Annotated in this window: 20 protein-coding genes and 2 pseudogenes; 4 read left to right on the forward strand and 18 right to left on the reverse strand. The window is 39.6% G+C overall.

Features of this window, described 5'->3' with window-relative positions:
• The 11 genes and pseudogenes from JCM19043_RS14010 to JCM19043_RS14055 all read right to left on the reverse strand — a co-directional run.
• A partial coding sequence (locus tag JCM19043_RS14010) for an Rpn family recombination-promoting nuclease/putative transposase (RefSeq protein WP_156321431.1) occupies positions 1 to 321 on the reverse strand: 321 nt, incomplete at its 3' end.
• 499 nt (positions 322 to 820) lie between these two features.
• Positions 821 to 1,120: a hypothetical protein gene (locus tag JCM19043_RS14015; RefSeq protein ID WP_062323433.1), complete on the reverse strand. Its 300-nt coding sequence runs from the start codon at positions 1,118 to 1,120 to the stop codon at positions 821 to 823.
• A 2-nt stretch (positions 1,121 to 1,122) separates the two neighbouring features.
• On the reverse strand, positions 1,123 to 1,539 hold the full coding sequence (locus JCM19043_RS14020) for a thioesterase family protein (protein ID WP_082394572.1): 417 nt from the start codon (positions 1,537 to 1,539) through the stop codon (positions 1,123 to 1,125).
• Positions 1,536 to 2,678, reverse strand: a complete 1,143-nt coding sequence (locus tag JCM19043_RS19070) for an AAA family ATPase (protein ID WP_369813887.1) — start codon at positions 2,676 to 2,678, stop codon at positions 1,536 to 1,538. Before JCM19043_RS19070 ends, JCM19043_RS14020 begins: the two co-directional genes overlap by 4 nt.
• On the reverse strand, positions 2,597 to 3,838 hold the full coding sequence (locus tag JCM19043_RS19075; protein ID WP_369813888.1) for an AAA family ATPase: 1,242 nt from the start codon (positions 3,836 to 3,838) through the stop codon (positions 2,597 to 2,599). The genes JCM19043_RS19070 and JCM19043_RS19075 overlap by 82 nt, the downstream gene beginning before the upstream one ends.
• Positions 3,839 to 4,029: 191 nt before the next feature.
• The gene (gene acnA / locus JCM19043_RS14030) at positions 4,030 to 6,729 is read right to left on the reverse strand and encodes an aconitate hydratase AcnA (RefSeq protein ID WP_231631568.1); all 2,700 of its coding nucleotides are present in this window, start codon (positions 6,727 to 6,729) and stop codon (positions 4,030 to 4,032) included.
• Between the two features lie 197 nt (positions 6,730 to 6,926).
• Positions 6,927 to 7,991, reverse strand: coding sequence for an ATP-binding protein (locus JCM19043_RS14035; RefSeq protein ID WP_231631569.1), 1,065 nt, complete (start codon positions 7,989 to 7,991; stop codon positions 6,927 to 6,929).
• 248 nt (positions 7,992 to 8,239) lie between these two features.
• Positions 8,240 to 8,470, reverse strand: coding sequence for a YneF family protein (locus JCM19043_RS14040; RefSeq protein WP_062323439.1), 231 nt, complete (start codon positions 8,468 to 8,470; stop codon positions 8,240 to 8,242).
• A gap of 186 nt (positions 8,471 to 8,656) precedes the next feature.
• Positions 8,657 to 10,653: pseudogene (tkt, locus tag JCM19043_RS14045) on the reverse strand (transketolase).
• A gap of 114 nt (positions 10,654 to 10,767) precedes the next feature.
• Positions 10,768 to 10,992, reverse strand: a complete 225-nt coding sequence (locus JCM19043_RS14050) for a DUF896 domain-containing protein (protein ID WP_062323441.1) — start codon at positions 10,990 to 10,992, stop codon at positions 10,768 to 10,770.
• A gap of 40 nt (positions 10,993 to 11,032) precedes the next feature.
• The gene (locus tag JCM19043_RS14055) at positions 11,033 to 11,695 is read right to left on the reverse strand and encodes a recombinase family protein (RefSeq protein ID WP_062323443.1); all 663 of its coding nucleotides are present in this window, start codon (positions 11,693 to 11,695) and stop codon (positions 11,033 to 11,035) included.
• A gap of 145 nt (positions 11,696 to 11,840) precedes the next feature.
• Between JCM19043_RS14055 and lexA the strand changes: the two genes are divergently transcribed.
• Positions 11,841 to 12,464, forward strand: coding sequence for a transcriptional repressor LexA (gene lexA, locus JCM19043_RS14060; RefSeq protein WP_062323445.1), 624 nt, complete (start codon positions 11,841 to 11,843; stop codon positions 12,462 to 12,464).
• Between the two features lie 63 nt (positions 12,465 to 12,527).
• On the opposite strand, the gene JCM19043_RS14065 is transcribed toward lexA, so the two are convergent.
• Positions 12,528 to 13,253, reverse strand: coding sequence for an N-acetylmuramoyl-L-alanine amidase (locus JCM19043_RS14065; protein ID WP_062323447.1), 726 nt, complete (start codon positions 13,251 to 13,253; stop codon positions 12,528 to 12,530).
• A gap of 75 nt (positions 13,254 to 13,328) precedes the next feature.
• Here JCM19043_RS14065 and JCM19043_RS14070 point away from each other — a divergent pair.
• Positions 13,329 to 14,008 (forward strand): annotated as a pseudogene (locus JCM19043_RS14070) (peptidylprolyl isomerase).
• A 106-nt stretch (positions 14,009 to 14,114) separates the two neighbouring features.
• Here JCM19043_RS14070 and JCM19043_RS14075 read toward each other — a convergent pair.
• The 5 genes from JCM19043_RS14075 to JCM19043_RS14095 all read right to left on the reverse strand — a co-directional run bounded on the left by JCM19043_RS14075 (position 14,115) and on the right by JCM19043_RS14095 (position 17,998).
• On the reverse strand, positions 14,115 to 15,461 hold the full coding sequence (locus tag JCM19043_RS14075) for an APC family permease (RefSeq protein WP_062323449.1): 1,347 nt from the start codon (positions 15,459 to 15,461) through the stop codon (positions 14,115 to 14,117).
• A gap of 88 nt (positions 15,462 to 15,549) precedes the next feature.
• Positions 15,550 to 15,819 (reverse strand): barstar family protein, encoded by a 270-nt coding sequence (locus tag JCM19043_RS14080; protein WP_062323450.1) that lies wholly within the window; start codon positions 15,817 to 15,819, stop codon positions 15,550 to 15,552.
• Positions 15,816 to 16,304: a ribonuclease domain-containing protein gene (locus JCM19043_RS14085; RefSeq protein WP_177220692.1), complete on the reverse strand. Its 489-nt coding sequence runs from the start codon at positions 16,302 to 16,304 to the stop codon at positions 15,816 to 15,818. The genes JCM19043_RS14080 and JCM19043_RS14085 overlap by 4 nt, the downstream gene beginning before the upstream one ends.
• A gap of 189 nt (positions 16,305 to 16,493) precedes the next feature.
• Positions 16,494 to 17,051 (reverse strand): maltose acetyltransferase domain-containing protein, encoded by a 558-nt coding sequence (locus tag JCM19043_RS14090; RefSeq protein ID WP_062323454.1) that lies wholly within the window; start codon positions 17,049 to 17,051, stop codon positions 16,494 to 16,496.
• Positions 17,052 to 17,122: 71 nt separating this feature from the next.
• Positions 17,123 to 17,998: a LysR family transcriptional regulator gene (locus JCM19043_RS14095; protein ID WP_062323456.1), complete on the reverse strand. Its 876-nt coding sequence runs from the start codon at positions 17,996 to 17,998 to the stop codon at positions 17,123 to 17,125.
• Positions 17,999 to 18,168: 170 nt separating this feature from the next.
• Here JCM19043_RS14095 and JCM19043_RS14100 point away from each other — a divergent pair, with 170 nt between their 5' ends.
• Both JCM19043_RS14100 and JCM19043_RS14105 read left to right on the forward strand, forming a co-directional pair.
• Positions 18,169 to 19,041, forward strand: a complete 873-nt coding sequence (locus JCM19043_RS14100; RefSeq protein WP_197274825.1) for a YeiH family protein — start codon at positions 18,169 to 18,171, stop codon at positions 19,039 to 19,041.
• A 185-nt stretch (positions 19,042 to 19,226) separates the two neighbouring features.
• Positions 19,227 to 19,445, forward strand: a complete 219-nt coding sequence (locus JCM19043_RS14105) for a hypothetical protein (RefSeq protein WP_062323458.1) — start codon at positions 19,227 to 19,229, stop codon at positions 19,443 to 19,445.
• A 114-nt stretch (positions 19,446 to 19,559) separates the two neighbouring features.
• On the opposite strand, the gene JCM19043_RS14110 is transcribed toward JCM19043_RS14105, so the two are convergent.
• The coding region (locus JCM19043_RS14110; RefSeq protein WP_197274826.1) for a PLP-dependent transferase at positions 19,560 to 19,999 on the reverse strand (440 nt) is incomplete at its 5' end.

Genomic DNA, 19,999 nt, shown 5'->3' on the forward strand with positions numbered 1-19,999 from the left:
GTGTTGTCTATCCCAAATCTTCACCATATACTTCAGTAACTGAACGGCGATGTTTGGACTTTGATAGCTTTTATGTTCAAACAATAGATACAAATACCCTTCTTCATTATGAATATTAACTTTAAACAATAGATCAGAAAAAACTTCCTCTAAATCTTTAGTGATAAAGCTGTCTTTCTGCGGCTCTATTGTGTTGACATCAATCTGTTCAACAATATGAGCCGGTAAATAATACGTCACGAAATCTTTTGTCACATCCGTATGCCGAAATGTTTCTTTAAAGAGTTTATCGTGTGGATTTTGAACGTGAATGTTTGCCACCTACTTTCGCTATCGTTTACTTCTAATACCTTGTCACTTTTTCTTAATGTCCTTCATACTGTCAACAGCGAGAGGGTTCTTGTCTAATTAGATAACTACAGCATATAGCGATTTGCCCGCCCTATCAAGTCAATAAATATCGGTTATTATCGAAATTCAAACCCGTTTCAAGCATCTATTTATCGTGATACTCAACCTTATTTGATTTTAGGGCTAACCTTTCATGTATTTTTTATTTTTCTGTATAAAAAATCGGTTAAGCCACTCCCTTTTTTCAGCTGGAAACCAACCAATAGATCAACCATTCTTCAATTTTTAAGTTTCATATGTAATGCCGTGAAACCTGATGTAAAGGTAGGTATTATCACAATTCCGCACTTTTATAACTAAGCTACGGTAAATCTGTCAAATGTCTCGTATCGATCAGATCACACTACTTACCGATACGACAAAAAATAAGCAGGTAAGCGGACCTCCGCCTTTACCTGCTTATTGTTAGTTATAAATTAAATCGTTTAACCTGATCAATGTGACCTTCTTTTTCAAGAATCTCTTTTTGAAACGGTGGAAACAAATCAAAATGAGGGTAGTCTTCTTTATGATCAATCCAATCGGGGTGTAAACCGTACTGGGCTCCCCATTGCTTCAATTTGTTTAAGTCATTTGAACCAACTTTTGTGACGGATGTGGCGTCTTTAAATCGATGATCCTGCCAGTAATGTGTTAAAAAAGCAATCTCTCCCCGTGCGACTTGTTCTTGCCATTGTTTCAGTTCTTTTCGTGTAATACCAAAAGCCATGATTATGTCATCGCCTCTATATAAGCCGCATGCCAATCGGGGAATCGTCGTCTGACTGAAATCGGACGGAAACTATCTTGTTTGACAATCACGTGATCACTAAAACCTGTGACTAATAACTCATCATTATGATTAGTGACTTCATAACCATAACGTGTTCTAAGACCATCATAACTTTCCACCCAAGTTGTCACATAACATGGCTCACCGTATTTAGCGGGTCGTTTATAATCCGCTTCAATATGGGTGACAGGCGATACCACACCCTCTTTTTCCATGTCATGATAATTAAAGCCTAATGATTCAACAAAAGCGGTCCGACCAATTTCAAACCAAACCAAATAATTTGCATGATAAACAACCCCCATTTGGTCTGTTTCTTGATAGCGTACATTAATTTTCTCCGTTACCTTTTTCACTCATCTGCACTCCCTTTTACTTGTTCCCACGCATTTTTAAAATCTTGGACAGATAAATCAGTAAATGTTTCCGTTAAGTCATCTGCCTCAGCTAGACGCAGGGCTTGGAATTGGATTGCTTCTTCGACAAGATTGACAACAAAGCGGGCGTTGCCTTTGACTGCTTGTTTTGAGAATTGTTCAAGCAGGTAGTCTTTAACCCCATCATTGACTTGATAATGATAGCGACCGATATGGAAGCAGGCAATATCGAGTAGCTCTGTACCAGAATAATCTTGGAAGTCAAAATACTTTTTAAATCGTGAGCTTAAGCCCGGATTACTGTCAATAAAACGTTTCATATCTTGTTTATATCCTGCTAAAATAACGACAAGATTTTCGTTATGTTTTGTCATTTCATCTACGAGTGTATCAATCGCTTCCTTACCAAAATCATTCTCGCCGCGGTAAAGGCTATATGCTTCATCAATAAACAGGACGCCACCGAGTGCTTCACGGATTTTATTTTTTGTCTTGATAGCCGTTTGGCCAACGTAACCAGCGACAAGGTCACTTCTTGAAGCTAAAATAAAATGGCCACGCTTCAGTAAGCCGCGCTCTTTTAATAGTTTTGAATAAATTTTAGCCACCGTTGTCTTTCCTGTTCCTGGGTTGCCAGAGAATACCGCATGGAGTTGAATCGGTACAGAAGGCAAACCTTGATTTTTTCTCGTTTGTTGGATCTTCACAAACGATGATAGTTTCTTCACTTCATCTTTTACATTAGATAACCCAATCAAGTTTTCTAATTGCTCCATTGGATCACTTTCGTCCTGGTCGTCATCCATGACCGCTAAATCCTTTGATTCAATATGCATATGGTCGAGCCAATCATCTTGGTCATCGACCGAGATGGACGCGCCTTTTTTAAAGATCGCTTTCATAACAAGGTCGCGAACCGTTCGAGCGTTCCCAAAAGAATCATCAACTTTTGCGCGCTCAATTAGTCCATAAAAGCCATTAAGAGCTGTTTCGGTAAAGAAGTAATCATTCTGTAACGCCACTTCTTCTGCAATTTCTAACAACTCACTGATTTTAAAGTCGGGTAATTGAATAAAGTTCTGTTCAGGAAAACGGCTTCTAAGGCTGGATTCGCCCATAAAAATTGGCGCATTTCTTCAGGGTAACCAGCTAAGATGACGGCAAATTTGCCGGCATACTCTCCGCTTGTCATGGCTGATACGATTGTATCAATCACCGCTTGTCCGTAATCACTGCCACTTTGGTCTTGTCGGTGTAAGCTATAAGCTTCATCAATGAATAACACCCCACCGACCGCTTCTCTGATATAAGCCATCGTATTTTCTTCGCTCTGTCCGACAAACGATCCGACTAAATGTGAGCGATTCACTTCAATGACTTTCTTAGTTTCGAGTAATCCAAGCTCATGATAAATTTCTGCGAGGAGGCGGGCGATCGTCGTTTTACCCGTCCCTGGATTTCCCGTAATAATCATATGCAGTCCTGGTTCATCAATCATTTGAAAACCAATTGATTTTCGGTCTTGTTGATACTTTAAATAGTGATAATATTGGCGCATATAACGCTTCACATGCTCCAAACCGACCATTGATTCAAGCTTCTCAAGCGGTGATTGTTTCACCTCTGAATTAAAAATCGATGGAAAGGCCGCATTAAAATCTTCTATGAGTTGAACGATTTGTCGCACCGATTGATTAATCTTACTCGTTTGAACACCGGTTCTTCGGTTTTCAATTAGATGAATCCCGTCGTCTAAATCACTTTCTAACTCAACAAGGGCTTCTTTTAGCTCTTTAAAGATGTGGTACAGCGGGTGACTTTTACTACTTGTATAAATTGACACATGCCGCGTGAGTTCAAAGAACCGATTAATCTCTTCTTTTAATTCGGTCATCTTTTTCAGTTTTAACTGATCAAAATCTGTTTCCCGCATCGAAAACCCGTCAACATCTAACGTTTTAATATCTTGAAACACCCGGTAAAATTGTTTGATTTGAGCGAGGGTGTCAATCATCGGAAAGTCGGCATCATATTCTTTTGCGAGCGCAAGTAACTTATCTGATAAGTGGTCAACATCATGATGGCGCATCAAGCGATGATAGACAAGCATCGCATGCAGTGCACTGACGGCTGTATCCGACAGCTTTTCTGGTTCCGCCCGGTATTGATCAATTGCCCGTAAACAGTCAATTTCTCTGTATGGTGGTGGTTGGTTTATATCTGTCCAATTCAATAACGTGGATTCATTTATTTTTGAAAATATTAAATGGTTTGTCATTCTCTCATCCCCTTATGATCTCTTTTATCAGTTTAACATAATTTTGCCGATTTGATGACTTTGCTGATTGCCTGTGGTAAGCCAAATATCCTTTAGACTTTCACGCTGTCGTTTAGCTGGTCATCATGGGACACACTGATTGTAAAATGGCAGACAAAAAGTCACCCAATGGTTGGGTGACTTTTTTAAAATTAAGCTTCTGTTTGCTCGAGTTTATTTCTAAGAACCATTTGTAAGATACCACCGTGACGATAGTAGTCGATTTCAACGTCACCATCAAAACGGGCAATCGCATCAAACGTTGTTACTGTACCATCTTCAGCTGTAGCCGTTACTTTGACTATTTGATTCGGTGTGACCGATTCATCAATCGCAACGGAAATCGCTTCTCGACCTGTTAGTCCAAGTGTATCGGCATCTTCTCCGTCAGTAAATTGAAGTGGTAAAACACCCATCATCACAAGATTACTACGGTGAATCCGTTCATAACTTTTCGCAATGACTGTCTTTATACCTAACAAGTTGGTACCTTTAGCCGCCCAGTCACGAGACGAGCCCATACCATAATCATTGCCAGCTAAAATAGCTAATCCTGTGCCTTGTTCTTGATATTTCATCGCGGCATCATAAATCGGCATCACTTTTTCTTTTGGCCAGTAAGTGGTAAATCCTCCTTCTGTACCTGGAGCTAACATGTTTTTAATACGAATATTAGCAAACGTTCCACGCATCATCACTTCGTGGTTACCACGACGAGAACCATAAGAGTTAAACTGACGCGGAGTTACCCCATTTTTTTGGAGGTAACGGCCGGCTGGCATATCTTTAGCGATAGCACCCGCAGGTGAAATATGGTCTGTGGTGACCGAATCACCGAACTTACCAATCACGCGCAAATCATTTAACGGTTTAACTTCGTCTGGATCACGTGATAAATCTTCAAAGAATGGTGGGTTTTGAATATAGGTTGAGTCATGATCCCATTCATATAAAGGTTCGTCTGTTGTTTCGATCGCATTCCAACGCTCATTAGAGTCAAAAATATTCGCATATTCTTTCTTGAAGATTTCTGGTGTGACCACTCGGAACACTTCGTCACGAATTTCATCAAGTGATGGCCATAGATCATCAAAGTAGACCGGTTGATTGTCTTGGTCATAACCTAATGGTTCTTTCATTAAGTCGATATCTACGGTACCAGCTAGTGCATACGCCACCACAAGCGGTGGTGAAGCTAAGTAGTTCGCTTTAACAAGTGGGTGAATCCGTCCTTCAAAGTTACGGTTACCTGATAAGACAGAAGCGACGGTTAAGTCGTGTTCAACAATGGCTTCTTCAACCGCATGTTCGAGTGGACCGGAGTTACCGATACACGTTGTACAACCATAACCGACTAAGTTAAAGCCTAATTCCTCTAAGTAAGGCATAAGGCCAGCGTCTTCTAAGTAACGCGTGACGACTTTGGAACCAGGTGCGAGTGATGTTTTGACATATGGTGGCACCGTTAAGCCTTTTTTCACAGCGTTACGCGCAAGGAGGCCTGACCCTAACATCACATAAGGGTTTGATGTATTCGTACAAGAGGTGATCGCCGCAATCGCCAGCGACCCTGTTGTCATCTCGCTCTTCTCGCCATTTTCGTGTGTCACTTTTGCGACTTTATCAAATTCTTTTTTATCTAAACCGAATCCGTGGTTACCTGCTGGTCCTGTCACGGCTTTATGGAATGAGTCTTTCATATCTGAGAGTAAGATTAAGTCTTGCGGACGTTTTGGGCCGGAAAGACTTGGCTGTAGGTCAGATAAGTTTATTTCAACGAGATCGGTGAATTCCGGGTCAGGTTGACTTGAGTCATACCACAGGTCATTTGCTTTACAGTAAGCTTCTACAAGGGCAATATGTTCTTCGTCGCGTCCAGTTAGACGTAAGTAGTTTAGTGATTCTTCATCAACTGGGAAGAAACCACATGTCGCACCGTATTCAGGTGCCATATTTGAAATCGTTGCTCGGTCAGCGAGTGGCATTTCCTTTAAGCCTGGTCCGAAATATTCAACAAATTTACCAACGACTTTTTTCTCACGCAAAACTTGCGTCACTTTAAGAGCGAGATCAGTCGCTGTAATGCCGTTAGGCATGGAACCAGTAAATTTCACACCGATAACATCAGGTGCAGGGAAATAAGAAGGTTGTCCAAGCATGCCTGCTTCAGCTTCAATTCCACCAACACCCCAACCAAGGACACCTAAACCGTTAACCATCGTTGTATGGGAGTCTGTCCCAACTAATGTATCAGGATACGCATCGATTGTCCCATCATTATTTTCTTGTTGGTGTACGACTTTAGCAATGTATTCTAAGTTCACTTGGTGTACAATCCCTGTCGCAGGTGGTACGGCACGATAATTATCGAATGCTTTTTGTGCCCAGTTTAAGAATTGATAACGTTCCATATTACGCTCAAATTCATATTCCATATTGGTAAGGAGCGCACTGTTTGTCCCAAATGCATCCACTTGTACTGAGTGGTCGATGACTAAGTCGACCGGTACTTCAGGATTGATCTGATCGGCTTTACCACCCATATCAACCATCGCCTTACGTAAAGACGCTAAGTCTACTACAGCTGGTACACCGGTGAAATCTTGTAAAATAACGCGTGATGGCTTAAATGGGACATCTGTTTTCGCTTGTTTATCCCAGTTAATAAGTCCATCAATATGCTCATCATTAATCACACGGCCATCATATTGGCGTAATAATGACTCGAGTAAGACCCGAATAGAGAATGGTAAACGGCTAACGTTGCCTTTACCTGCTTCTTCTAATGCTTTTAATTGATAATAGTTTACTGTTTTTCCGTTAAGTTCAAATGATTGTTTCGTATTAATCACTGAATTAATCCCTCCTATATCGTTCTATTTAGGGCAACACATGTCATTTCTCAAAAGACATGGCTATGTACTTTACTATTGTAAAGTAAAATCGTAAATATGTAAAATATTTCGACAATATTTTTTACTTACTAACCTAGAGCACATAAGGGATTAACTAATTTGTTCCATCGATTGTGGCGGATGACACGGTAACTTTAAGGTAAAAGTTGTGCCTTATTCATTGTTGATACAGCTGAAATCTCACCATCATGATTCGTCATGATCTTTCTCGTAACAGCTAAGCCAAGCCCCGTCCCTGTTTGTTTTGTCGTATAGAACGGTTCCATAATGGTTGATAATTTTTCTTCAGGAATGCCAACCCCAGTATCCGTGACATGAATCACGGCTGTATTCGTTCGTTTCGTTAACTCAATGGTAATATGACCTGATTCTTCTATGGCTTCCATGGCGTTTTTGATCAAATTAATTAATACTTGCTTTAATTGACAAGCGTTTCCTAAGCAATAGACAACCTGATCAAAGTGCGCGTTCAAATGTATTTGTCGTTGGTTTAATTGATGTTTAAACAACAAGGCAACATCCTTACACAGTTGGTTTAACTCAAGGATATCCATTGAAGCATTTGATGGTTTTGATAATGATAATAATTCTGTCGTTAATGCATCCATTCGTTGCAGCTCATCTGATATCACACGAAAATACTCTTTTTCATATGGGACGCCTGCTTTAATTAACTCAATAAAGCCTTTAAGTGACGTGAGTGGATTTTTAAACTCATGGACGAGACCCGCGGCCATTTCCCCTAGCGTAATGAGACGTTCATTTTCGGGTGTCATCTGAGTGAGTGGGTGCGTTGGCTGTAGTTGAAAGACAAATAAAAGATGTTGATGAAATTTTATCGCATTACATTTACACGCAAGACAGGTGTGGTTATCTAAAAGGATGTGTATAGTTGAAAATGTAGGTGATAAATCGCCTGTTGTAAGATTTACATGGTTTGAAAACGATTCATGCGATTCAGGGTGTAGCCATTGATATATAAATGGTCTATCTAAACATTCTTGAGGTAAATGATGATGGGTAGATTTAGAATAATACTGAATATATCCGTCACCATTGGTCACAAGATAAAAATCGTATCGACAATCTTCTAGTTGATCTAATATATGTTGTGGTAAGTGACTTAAACGATAATCATATACACGCGCATCGAACTTCATTTGCGTTTCTTTAATCAAAGATTGACACCAAGTTTTCACATTCAACACAGTCACCTTCTCATAGTATTTTCATCCATATGATAACACATTATTTGTTAAATTATACACAAACAATGGAAATTCTCTGTTTGTTACCTAAAATAGTGATAAGAGTCATAGGTCTTATTAATTGACTGTGACTTTAGCCTGTAATATTGTCGAAAATAGTTGTTGAAACAATAGGTGGATCGACATATAAAAAAGACATACTCAGCGCTAACTGAATATGTCTTTAACTTTCTGATTCATTATTTTCCTGGGTTTTGATTATTCATCGCACGCATCATTTGATTGATCTTCTTTTGCGATGGCTTTTGACCCATTTGCATCATAAGTGTACGGAGCATTTGCTCATTAATTGGTGGATTTTTCTTTAAGTAATCCATCATGTATTTTTTCGCGATAAAAAAGCCTAATGCAGCACCAGCTACAAGCGCGATAATCGCAATGAGGATAACCCAACCGATCCCTAGTGTCATAATTCAACTTCCTCCTTCAAATCAATTCTTACTTAGTATATTAAATATTTCACTTAATTACAATAGCAACAAGTAAACTCACCCTTAATCTCAATCTTAAGTGATCTTAAACGAGACAAATGAAGAACCCTTACAACAATCAAAGGGTTCTTCATGAAGATTAATTATTCATTTTAACTGCATCGGTTACTTATTGAATACTGCTTCAAAACGTTTCACAACGTTATCTACAGTAAAGCCAAAGTGTGCCATGATTTGGTTACCTTCACCAGATGCACCAAAGGTATCGATACCTAAGATATCACCTTCATCACCAACGTAACGATCCCATCCAAGTGGAGATCCCATTTCAACGGCCAGACGTTTCTTCACATCTTTAGGTAAGACAGAGTCTTTGTATGCTTGGTCTTGTTGCTCGAAACGATCCCAAGCTGGCATACTAACAACGCTCACGTCGATGCCTTTTGCTTTCAGTTCTTCTTGCGCACTTACCGCCAGTTGAACTTCAGATCCAGCTGCGACTAAAATACCGTCAGCGACAGCTTTTTCTGCTGGGCTTACGATGTAACCACCTTTTTTAACGCCTTCGTAGTTTGTACCTTTAAGTGTTGGAAGGTCTTGACGCGTTAAGACAAGTAATGATGGTGTATCCGTTGACTCCATCGCTAAGCGCCATGACGCTGCTACTTCGTTACCATCGGCTGGACGAAGAACAGAAATACCAGGCATTGCACGGAAGGCGGCTAATTGTTCAACCGGTTCGTGTGTTGGGCCATCTTCTCCTACCGCAATTGAATCATGCGTTAACACGTAAGTCACTGGTAACTTTTGAATCGCTGATAAACGAACAGCTGGGCGTAAGTAATCACTAAAGACGAAGAATGTTCCGCCGTATACTTTTAAACCGCCATGAAGCGCCATACCGTTAAGAGCCGCTGCCATCGCAAATTCACGTACACCAAACCAAATGTTTCGGCCGGCATAGTTTGTTTTATCAAAGTCTTCTTCATCATCCATACGTGTTTTGTTTGAACCAGCAAGGTCAGCACTACCGCCAAATAGACTTGGAACAGCTTTTGATAGCGCATTGACTAATTTACCACTTGAAGCACGTGTGGCTAGTGTATCTTCACCTGGTGTGAAGATTGGTAGTTCGTCTGCCCATCCTTCTGGTAATTCGTTGTTCATCGCTAGTTCAAATTCTGCTGCTAATTCAGGATACTTTGCTTTATAAGCTTCGAAAAGTTTATTCCACTCAGCTTCTGCTTCAGCGCCGCGTTTCGCTACTTTTGTTTCAAAGTCTTGGTAAACGTCCTCAGGTACTTCAAATGGTGCATGATTCCAAGCGTAGTTCTCACGAACAAGTTTGATTTCATCATCACCAAGTGGCGCACCGTGAGCATCACTCTTACCTTGTTTATTTGGTGAACCATAACCAATAACGGTTTTAATTTCAATCATTGTCGGTTGTGTTGTGTTGGCTTGTGCTTCTTTAATGGCCGCTTTAATTGCCTCAACATCGGTACCATCATCGACACGAATGACTTGCCAGTTGTATGATTCAAAACGTTTTTCAACAGATTCTGAGAATGATTTATCTAAATCGCCATCTAATGAGATATCATTTGAATCGTAAAGGACGATTAACCTGCCTAATCCTAAGTGACCCGCTAGTGAAGCCGCTTCGTGTGAAATACCTTCCATAAGGTCACCATCACCTACAAGTGCATAGCTATAGTGATCAACGATATTGAAGTCATCACGGTTATATTTTGCCGCTAGATGAGCTTCTGCCATCGCCATGCCGACAGTCATCGCAATCCCTTGACCTAAAGGTCCTGTTGTTGCTTCGACGCCATCTGTATCTGTCACTTCAGGGTGTCCAGGTGTATGTGACCCTAATTGACGGAAATTTTTAAGGTCGTCAATACTTAGATTATAACCTGATAAGTGTAGTAATGAGTAAAGTAACATAGAACCATGACCCGCAGATAAAACGAAGCGGTCACGATCGAACCATTTTGAATGCTTTGGATTTTGGTTCATAAACTCAGTCCATAATGTGTACGCCATTGGCGCAGCCCCATTGGTAACCCTGGGTGTCCTGAGTTTGCCTTTTGGATGGCATCGATAGAAAGCGTACGAATAGCATTAATTGATGTTTGTTGTACTTGATTTGTCATACTTCTTAAACCCCTTTCTGGATTCATACATAGATTAATATGTACGTACAATTTATATCCTATAATGAAAACGCTATTTACACAAGACAAAATTGTACATTTTAATGAATAATCTTAATTTTTTGACCGTAAGTTCTTGATTTTTTGGGGTGTGACATCATCGCCGTTAGGATCAACGATGGTCATCCCCTTGAATTGGTTCTTAAATGATTTTCTTACATTTTGTAAATATTCTTCTCGTAAGATTTGTTGTTCTTCTTTTTCTTCATTTGATAAGCCCTCCGCTTTTGCTTTTTTAGCTAAAGTATTAATGCGGGCTAACTTTTCTTGTGACAGCATATTTTAAATCTCCTTAATTTGTTGATTTTCACTATGTCTATCATAACGAATCTTCACCGCTTTCTGCAAGTGAGAGGTATTCTTGATAGCGGCGGTGGACGGTTGCTTTAGATACATTATAACCTAAACCACGTAAGGTAAGCGCAATATCTTTAAATGTTAGCCCATTATTTCGCAACCTAACAACTTCTTCAACCGGAAACACTTTTGTGTCTCGCCCTTTTGCTTGGTCAATCTTTGTTAAGTTTTTCTCAGGTCGGTAACCATTTTGTACCGCTTTTTTCATCCCGCGTTTGATTTTTAAGTTATGGATTTTTCGTTGGTATTCTTCCACAATCCCCACGATTTCTAACACCATACGATCAGATTCAGATAACTGAAATTCACCTGTTTGCGATTGGGTAAAGATCTTCACGCCGGATTTCTTTAATTGATGGAAAATAGCGATTTTCGTTTCACCGCGGCCTAACCGTGTTTCATCTTGAACGAGTACCGCATCGACATTCCCGGTTTGGCATTGATCAAATAATGACAATAAGCCGTCACGCTCAATTGTATACCCACTTACTTTCTCTTCGATAATATCAAGAACATCCATCTGTTTATGTTCAGCTAACGCTAATAATTCTTGTTTTTGGCGGATGAGTGACGAGACTTGTTCATCTTTTGTTGTACTGACTCGACAGTAAATAATGACACGCATTGTTGCACCTTCTTTTCATGGAAACATACTTTCTATTTTAGTGTAGCGAAAGGGTTTGTTCGGTGTCAATGTTTTTCGAACAAACGTTTGATTTACGTTACATTAATATGGTATACTTAACTAAAATTGATTGGAGGGACAATGAATGGATACCCTATCAAAACGTCAAGAAGCGATTCTTAATTTCATTAAACATTATCAAGCAACTAAAAACTATCCACCTTCTGTAAGAGAAATTGGTGAAGCAGTTGGCTTATCATCTACATCAACAACCCATGGTCATCTCGCTCGCATGGAGAAAAAAGGCTATATTCGACGTGACCCGACTAAACCACGGACGATTGAAATCGTTGACGGAACAGAAATGAATCCGAAGATGCGCAGTGAAGTGGCTTATGCCCCTCACATCGGGAAAGTAACCGCTGGACTTCCGATTACCGCAATTGAGAATATTGATGAATTTATTCCAATTCCATCATATTTAACAAATACAGAAACTAATACGTTTGCCTTAACAATTGAGGGCGACAGTATGATTGAAGCAGGTATTCATAACCGAGATGTTGTCATCGTTAGACAACAAAATACCGCAAATAATGGCGATATTATTGTTGCCTTAACGGACGACGGTGAAGCGACAGTGAAACGGTTCTTTAAAGAAAAAGACCATATTCGCTTACAACCAGAAAACTCAAATATGGAGCCTCTTCTATATAAAAACATAACGGTATTAGGTAAATTGGTCGGTTTGTACCGCCACATTAAATAAAAAGCAGGGTCATTGGTGTTTACCAATGACCCTGCTTTTATTTTTTAGCTCGTTTTAAAGCTGTTATACTAGCGCATTTAGTCTCGCCTCTACGTTTGGTGTCACCCCATCATCATAAACGATCACCCGGTAAAATGGCGCACCGTTGACGTTTGCTTTTATAATGTCAACGTCAAAACCATGCTGGCTTAGTTCGGCTTGGCGTTTATTTGCTAATATGATATTTTTAAACGAACCACATACTATACTATTCGGTTTTAGTAACGTGTTTTTCACGGATATAATAGCCTTGACATGAGCTGCTACGATTTTTTCAACCATCGATGACTTAAATAAGGCAACATAATCAAGCGGATGATCAATAAACAGTGATTCTGTTAGTACGGCAGGCATTGACGTTTTTCTTAAGACATAAAAATCTCCTTTTTTCATACCGCGGTCGGTCACGTCTAATGATTGACAGATGGTTTGATGAATGAATTGGTGGTAATCACCTGTTTTTTTACTCGTATTTAAATACCGATAACTTTCAAAACCTGTTCCTCCTCCTGCATTAATATGAATAGATAGATAAAAATCTGCTTTAAAACGCTCAGCCAGAAGAACTCTATCGGATAATGAACACGTCTCATCAACGTGTCGGGATAATTTAATCATGATATCTTTGTGCTGAGTTAATTGATCTCGTATACGCAGCGCTATAGCTAACGTCAGGTCTTTTTCTTTTAACTGTTTATGACAGGCCCCAGGGTCACGTCCCCCGTGACCAGGATCTAAAAATATTCGCAATGGTATATCGCCCTTTCTCTTTTCTATTTTTTCGTGCTATACTATCTGAGGAATACACATGCAGGAGGAATATCAATGAAAAAAATAGCGTTATTACTTTCGTCAGTCTTACTTATTGCCATCGTTGTAGGATGTGCTGACACAGCGACTGATGAACCAATAGAAGACACTCCAGAAGACACAACCCTTACCTTTGAAGAAGAACAAACCGCCTTTTATGAGCAATACCCTGAAGTGACGGACAATCCGATTGTTACCATTGAAATGGCAACCGGTGAGACAATTACATTAGAGCTGTATCCACATACAGCACCAAATACCGTTGCGAATTTTATCGCACTCATCGAAGATGGGTTTTACGATGGTGTCATTTTCCATCGCATTATCGAAGACTTTATGATTCAAGGTGGCGATCCACAAGGGAACGGTTTAGGTGGACCCGATTACTCGATTCCTGGTGAATTTAATTCCAATGGATTTGATAATGACTTGGTTCATGAGCCGGAGTCATTTCTATGGCCCGGTCACAATCACCTGATTCTGCCGGCTCGCAGTTCTTTATCATGCATAAGGCGGCCACACATTTAGACGGTGAATATGCTGGTTTCGGTCAAGTGACTGAAGGTATGGAAGTAGTAAATAAACTAGCTCAAGTAGAAACAGGCCCAAATGATGTGCCAGTTGAAGAACAACAAATCAAAACGATGACAGTGGATACAAAAGGTGTCGATTATCCGGATCCGTTAAAAAAATAAGCGCTACACTATAATCGCTTTTAGTAAAATAAAACGGCAAAAGCCTTCTTCGAATGTGAAGAAGGGCTTTTCTCTCATAATTATTCTTAATACAAGGGTATATAACTCATGAAGTTTTGTGCGCTGTTTTTCTTTGATTGACAATAAAAATAATGTAGCCAATGAATGTCACTACTAAAAAGAGTAGCCACGTTAACAGTGACAATTGGAAAATTAAATAGAGTGTTGATAGAACAGCTAGTATTGGGACAAGCGGAACAAGTGGGACATAAAAACTACCATCTGTTGGCTTTCCTTCACGCTTACGGATGACAATCACACCAATCGCAAGCATCATCATCACAATTAATGTGACTAAATTTGTGATTTCTGCTAATTGTTGAAGTGGGATTAACCCAGTAAAAATACTTGTGATAATACCGGCTGTCCATGTCGCATTCGTAGGGACCCCGGTCTTTTTATTGACCTGGTTCATGTATCGTGGTAAAAGCCCCCCTTTACTCATCGCAAAAAGTAAACGCGCAAGTCCATAAAGCATCGCAATAAGCACGGTTAAAAGCGTTAATATCGCGCCGACTGAAACGATGCTTGCGAGCACGTGTTGATCGACGTATCGAAGCGCAAAGGCAACCGGGTCTTTGACATTGAGTTCAGTAAATGGCACAATTCCGGTAAGAACGAGCGTGACTAAAATATAGAGTAACGCTGAAATACCAATCGCGAAAAAGATGCCAAGGGGCAAACTCTTTTGAGGGTTCTTCACTTCTTCAGCTGCCATCGATATCGAATCAAAACCTAAAAAGGCAAAAAACAATAACGCCGCTCCACTCGCAACGCCCGAAAATCCAAACGGTAATAACGGCTGCCAGTTGCTGGGTTCAACAAAAAAGATACCAACGATGATGAATAAAGCGATAATCCCGAACTTAATAAAAAACATAAAGTTATTAAGGCGTAAAGCTTTCTTAGCCTCAAACGAGACAAGCCACGTTACAAGCAGTGTCATCGACACGGCAATTAAATCCACATATGTCCCCTGTTCCGGATTAAAAGAGGCCTGAAAAATAACGGGTAAGCCAACACCTAAGCCGTTTAAAAAGCCATTGACATAACCTGACCAACCGGACGCAACTGAGGCACTAGCGAGTAAATATTCCCAAATGGTATACCAGCCAGCGACCCAAGCCAAGCGTTTCCCAGCAATTTGTAACATATAGGCGTATGGTCCGCCGACTACGGGATACCGACTAGCTAGCTCAGCATAACAAAGGCCCATAAGAAAAATAACGAACCCTGCAATAATAAATGAAAAGATTAAGCCAGGTCCGGCATACGTAGCGGCAGCAGCACCAGTCACAACAAAGATGCCTGTGCCAATGACCGCACCAAGCCCTAACAAGACTAAATCAAGTGTACCTAAATTCTTTTTTAATGGTATTGATTCCATACTCATTCTATCACTTCCCTTTTAGACGTCACTGTCTGTTTATGTCTCTCATGTCGTATTTACTAAAGTATAAACGCTCTTTAATATAAATGCCTTAACGTATGATAACTATTGAAAAATTAATCGACACTTGTTTAGCCGCATCGTTAAACAGGGTTATCAATGATTGATAGTCATTCCCTAAATGTTGTTGTAGTAACGCCTCATGTTTAATGACGACACGCACGGCTTTTTGAGAGGTTATTACATCCCACAGAGCATCTAAATTAGCACCGTAATAATTCGGTTTAAGCACGTCTGTTACTTCCCTATGAACGTCACCGAGAGTGACGATACGCTCACCATCTAAGACAATTTCTGTCATTGAGATTCCCCCACTTCTATCTCCTCAAATGTTTGATAATGATCCGCTGTGTAGTAGATCTCTCCCCCATTTGAATAGACCAGTCGTTTTTCATTGCGGTAGCCACCTGTATAATCAATGTCGGCTTCATAATACGTCACACCAGCGGCTTCTGGCAGTTTCCCTTCCCGGTTATAAAAACGATCACCACCAATACTCATACCTGACGCAACGTCATGTAGATTCCCTTTATCTGGTTCCCAGCCTAAATCATAAGCCTCGCTTTTTGTTAGATAATTAGATGGCAAGGCTTGATACATTGTAATATAAGTGCTCACTGCTTCAACACTTGTGTAGTGCCCACTTTCTTCTATGTCCACTTGGCTCGTTGATTGGTCGGTTTGATCTATGAATATATCAAAGATATCGTCACCTGATACAAGTGTGACACCCAGTGCAACGAATAATAAAAGTATGATATGACTGATTTTTTTCAACAGTGTCATCCTCCTACATGTTCTGTAACCCGTACAATTATATACAATCAATAGGTGTCTGCCAATAGGTTTTTATCATCTTTCTTCTAATCGCCTGTATATTTTATATTCTGCTTTACCTCTAACATGAAGAATCCTTTAACAAAAAACAAGACCACACTAAAAAGAAGGTCTTGTTTTTCGAATAGTGATAAGCGTCTATTGATCAATATGTTTTATCATTCGCGCAGGATTTCCGCCAATCACGACGTTTCCTGGAAAGCTCTTTGTGACAACAGCGCCAGATGCAACGACGACACCATCTCCTAACGTCACTCCTGGATTAATGATGGCGCCCCCTCCAATCCAGACATTATTCCCGATCGTAATCGGTTTAGCGTACTCTTTCCCTGAATTTCTCGCAAGATGTTCCACTGGATGTGTGGCGGTGTAAATTTGGACATTTGGCGCAAGCATACAGTTATCACCGATTCGCACCTCACATACGTCCAAAATAATACTATCAAAGTTAGCATAAAAATTCTCGCCAACATGGGTGTTATAGCCATAGTCAAAACGAATATTAGGTTCCATATAGATGTGTTGACCTGTTGAACCTAATAGCTCTTTTAAGAGTTTGGCGCGTGTGTCTGGTTGTTCTTCTGTTGTTTCGTTATATTGTCTGACCATCTTTCTAGCAGCAAGACGATCATTCATCAGTGTTTCGTCACTTGGGTCATACATTTCTCCTGCAATCATCTTTTCCTTTTCAGTCATCGGTTAGGCCCCATTTCTATCGTCATAATAATGGTCTGTCTATTTCTCGTTTATATAAACACACCACATACTTAATTATCAGCATTAAAAAAGCGCCGATAAAATGTTTTTAACTTCTCTGATTTGAGTGAGTGCTTTGGATAAATAAAGTAAAGCGGACGTTCAATCGTTACATCAGAAAGTGTGACGTAATCAAGCGTTTGATTGGTCACTTCTTTTAAAGCAACATTTTCATACATAAACGACACCGCATCAGTATTTTTTAACATCGATTTTAACAACATAAAACTGCCGATTTCGTATATTTTTTTAAAAGATAGCAAAGACTCATTCTGTTGACTGAGGTATTGTTCAAAGATTTTACGTGTGCCTGATCCTTGTTCTCTTAAAATTAACGGGTAGTTGTACAGATCCTTTAATTGTCGGGTTTCCTTTAACAACGGATGATGATGTCTCACTACTGCTTTAAAACTGGTTCGAGTGAAAGCTTCGTAATTAAACATATCTTTGTCGAAGATGCCTTCAATAAATGCGCCGTCCAGTTCATCATCTAATAATTTTTGCAACATGACTTTTGTATTATTGACCGTCACTGAGACATCATCATACCCTTTGTGTAAATAATAATCCAAGTAGGATTCTAAATAATAATCCGCTATCGATAACGTCGCACCGATTCGGATCGGTTGTGAGACGCGGTTTAATTTATTTAATAAATGGGCCTCATTCGAACGCTGTACTTGAACATAATTATAGACAATTTCACCTTGTTTAGTAAGCTTAACAGCTTTCCCTTTTAATTCGATGAGTGGCAGACCATAGTGTGCTTCTAATTTTTTAATATGTTGACTAACAGCTGGTTGCGTTAAATTTAACGCTTCTGCTGCCTTTGTATAGTTTTTATATTCAACGACTTTAATGAATGTACGTAATTTTTGATCAAGCATGATTACCTTCCTTTCTGTCTATCCATATCTTCATCATGTTAAGTCATGATGTTTAGTAAAGTGAGTTATATTCATAATATAAATTTATCATAAATAAAAAATCATCATTTTATTTTATCATAAAAATGTATTATGCTAAAGTAAGTAGTAATAGAAAGGTTGATCAATAGATGAAAAATATATTACCCGGTTTAATCTTATCGTTTATGATTGCATTAATAGCGACGATTGTTGAGACACTCTTACCGATAGACATTATTGGTGCCGCTATTTTAGCTCTATTTATCGGTATCATTTTACATCCTGTTATAAACAACAAACCAAACGTTCAAAAAGGGTTATCTTTCACTTCGAAAAAAGTGCTAAAGTTTGCGATTATCTTGATGGGAAGTACGCTTAGCTTATCCGTAATTCTAAACGTCGGAAAATTATCGCTTAATGTGATGGTCTTTACACTTATCACCTGCTTTTTAGGAGGTTATTTGATTGGAAAAGTGTTTGGGATTGATTGGCGTATGAGTTCGTTAATCTCTGCTGGTACGGGCATTTGTGGTGGATCCGCTATTGCGGCACTTTCCCCTGTTATTAAAGCGCGTGATGCGGATATTAGTTATGCGATGTCAACGACCTTTATTTTTGATATGCTGATGATACTACTTTTCCCACTGATGGGACAGTGGTTAGGGTTATCAGATATTGCTTATGGTCTTTGGACAGGAACAGCTGTCAATGATACATCTAGTGTCGTCGCTGCAGGCTACGCTTTCTCTGAACAAGCGGGCAACTTTGCGACAACCGTCAAATTAACACGAACATTAGCCATTATTCCAACGATTCTCGTCTTTTCAATGATTCAGCACCGGATGGAGCCAGCTGAAGAGCGCCCTGCATTCAAACTAACGAGTATTTTCCCTTGGTTTATTTTTGGGTTTGTCGTGATGGCTGTCTTTAATACAGTTGGTCTTATTCCTGACGCATTACAGGCATCATTATCAACGATTAGTAAATTCCTCATGGTCATGGCACTTGGGCCATTGGATTAAAAACATCATTAAAAGACGTGAAACGGTCAGGATTGAAACCTTTTGCCTTAGGCTTTATTATTTCGATTTTAGTTGTGATTGTCGCTTTTATCGTTGAAATGTCGATGGGACTTATTACGTTTTAACGAAAGCATTCGGTGGTAAGAATAAGTAGGAAGCAAAATATTGTTGAAGAGGTGATAAATATGGATATTAAGGGAATCATTGATGATGTCGTGAACAAAGTCCGTTCGGATGAAAATTTTAAAGAAAAGTTTTTTGATGATCCAACAACAGCCCTAGAAGAAACATTTGATATAAACTTACCGAATGAACATATCGACCCGATTGTTGAGGGGGTAAAGGCAAAATTAAACCTTGAACAGGTAGATGATATGTTAGGTAACATAAAAAAGTTCTTCTAATTAGCACGATGAATATAGTGTAAATCACGGTGTTAAACATTAGAAAAGCCGTCAACACGTAAAAAATATGTTGACGGCTTTTCTCTACCCTATTACGACCATTCACTCTTTGAACTAGGCCCTTGAAGCATCAAAAGCTTGCCGGATATCTTCAATAATATCCTCGATATCTTCTAAACCGATTGATAAACGAATCAATCCTGGTGTGATGCCGGCGTCTTTTAATTGCTCATCTGTTAACTGCCGATGCGTTTCAGAAGCTGGGTACAACACACAGGTACGAATGTCTGCGACGTGGACAACATTACTGGCAAGCTTTAAAGCATCCATAAACTTAATTGCCCGTTCTTTTCCACCTGCAATATCAAAGGATATAACGCCACTCGCCCCTTCTGGTGTATATTTTTTCATCCGCTCATGGTAACGATCGGTCTTAAGACCAAGATAGTACACCGCTTGAATGTCTGATGTGTCATTTAAGAATGTCGCTACTTCTAATGCGTTCTGACAATGTCTTTCTATTCGAACGGCCAATGTTTCAAGGCCTAAGTTCA

The organism is Halolactibacillus sp. JCM 19043 (assembly GCF_001310395.1).
In the GTDB taxonomy this organism is placed as follows: domain Bacteria; phylum Bacillota; class Bacilli; order Bacillales; family Amphibacillaceae; genus Halolactibacillus; species Halolactibacillus miurensis.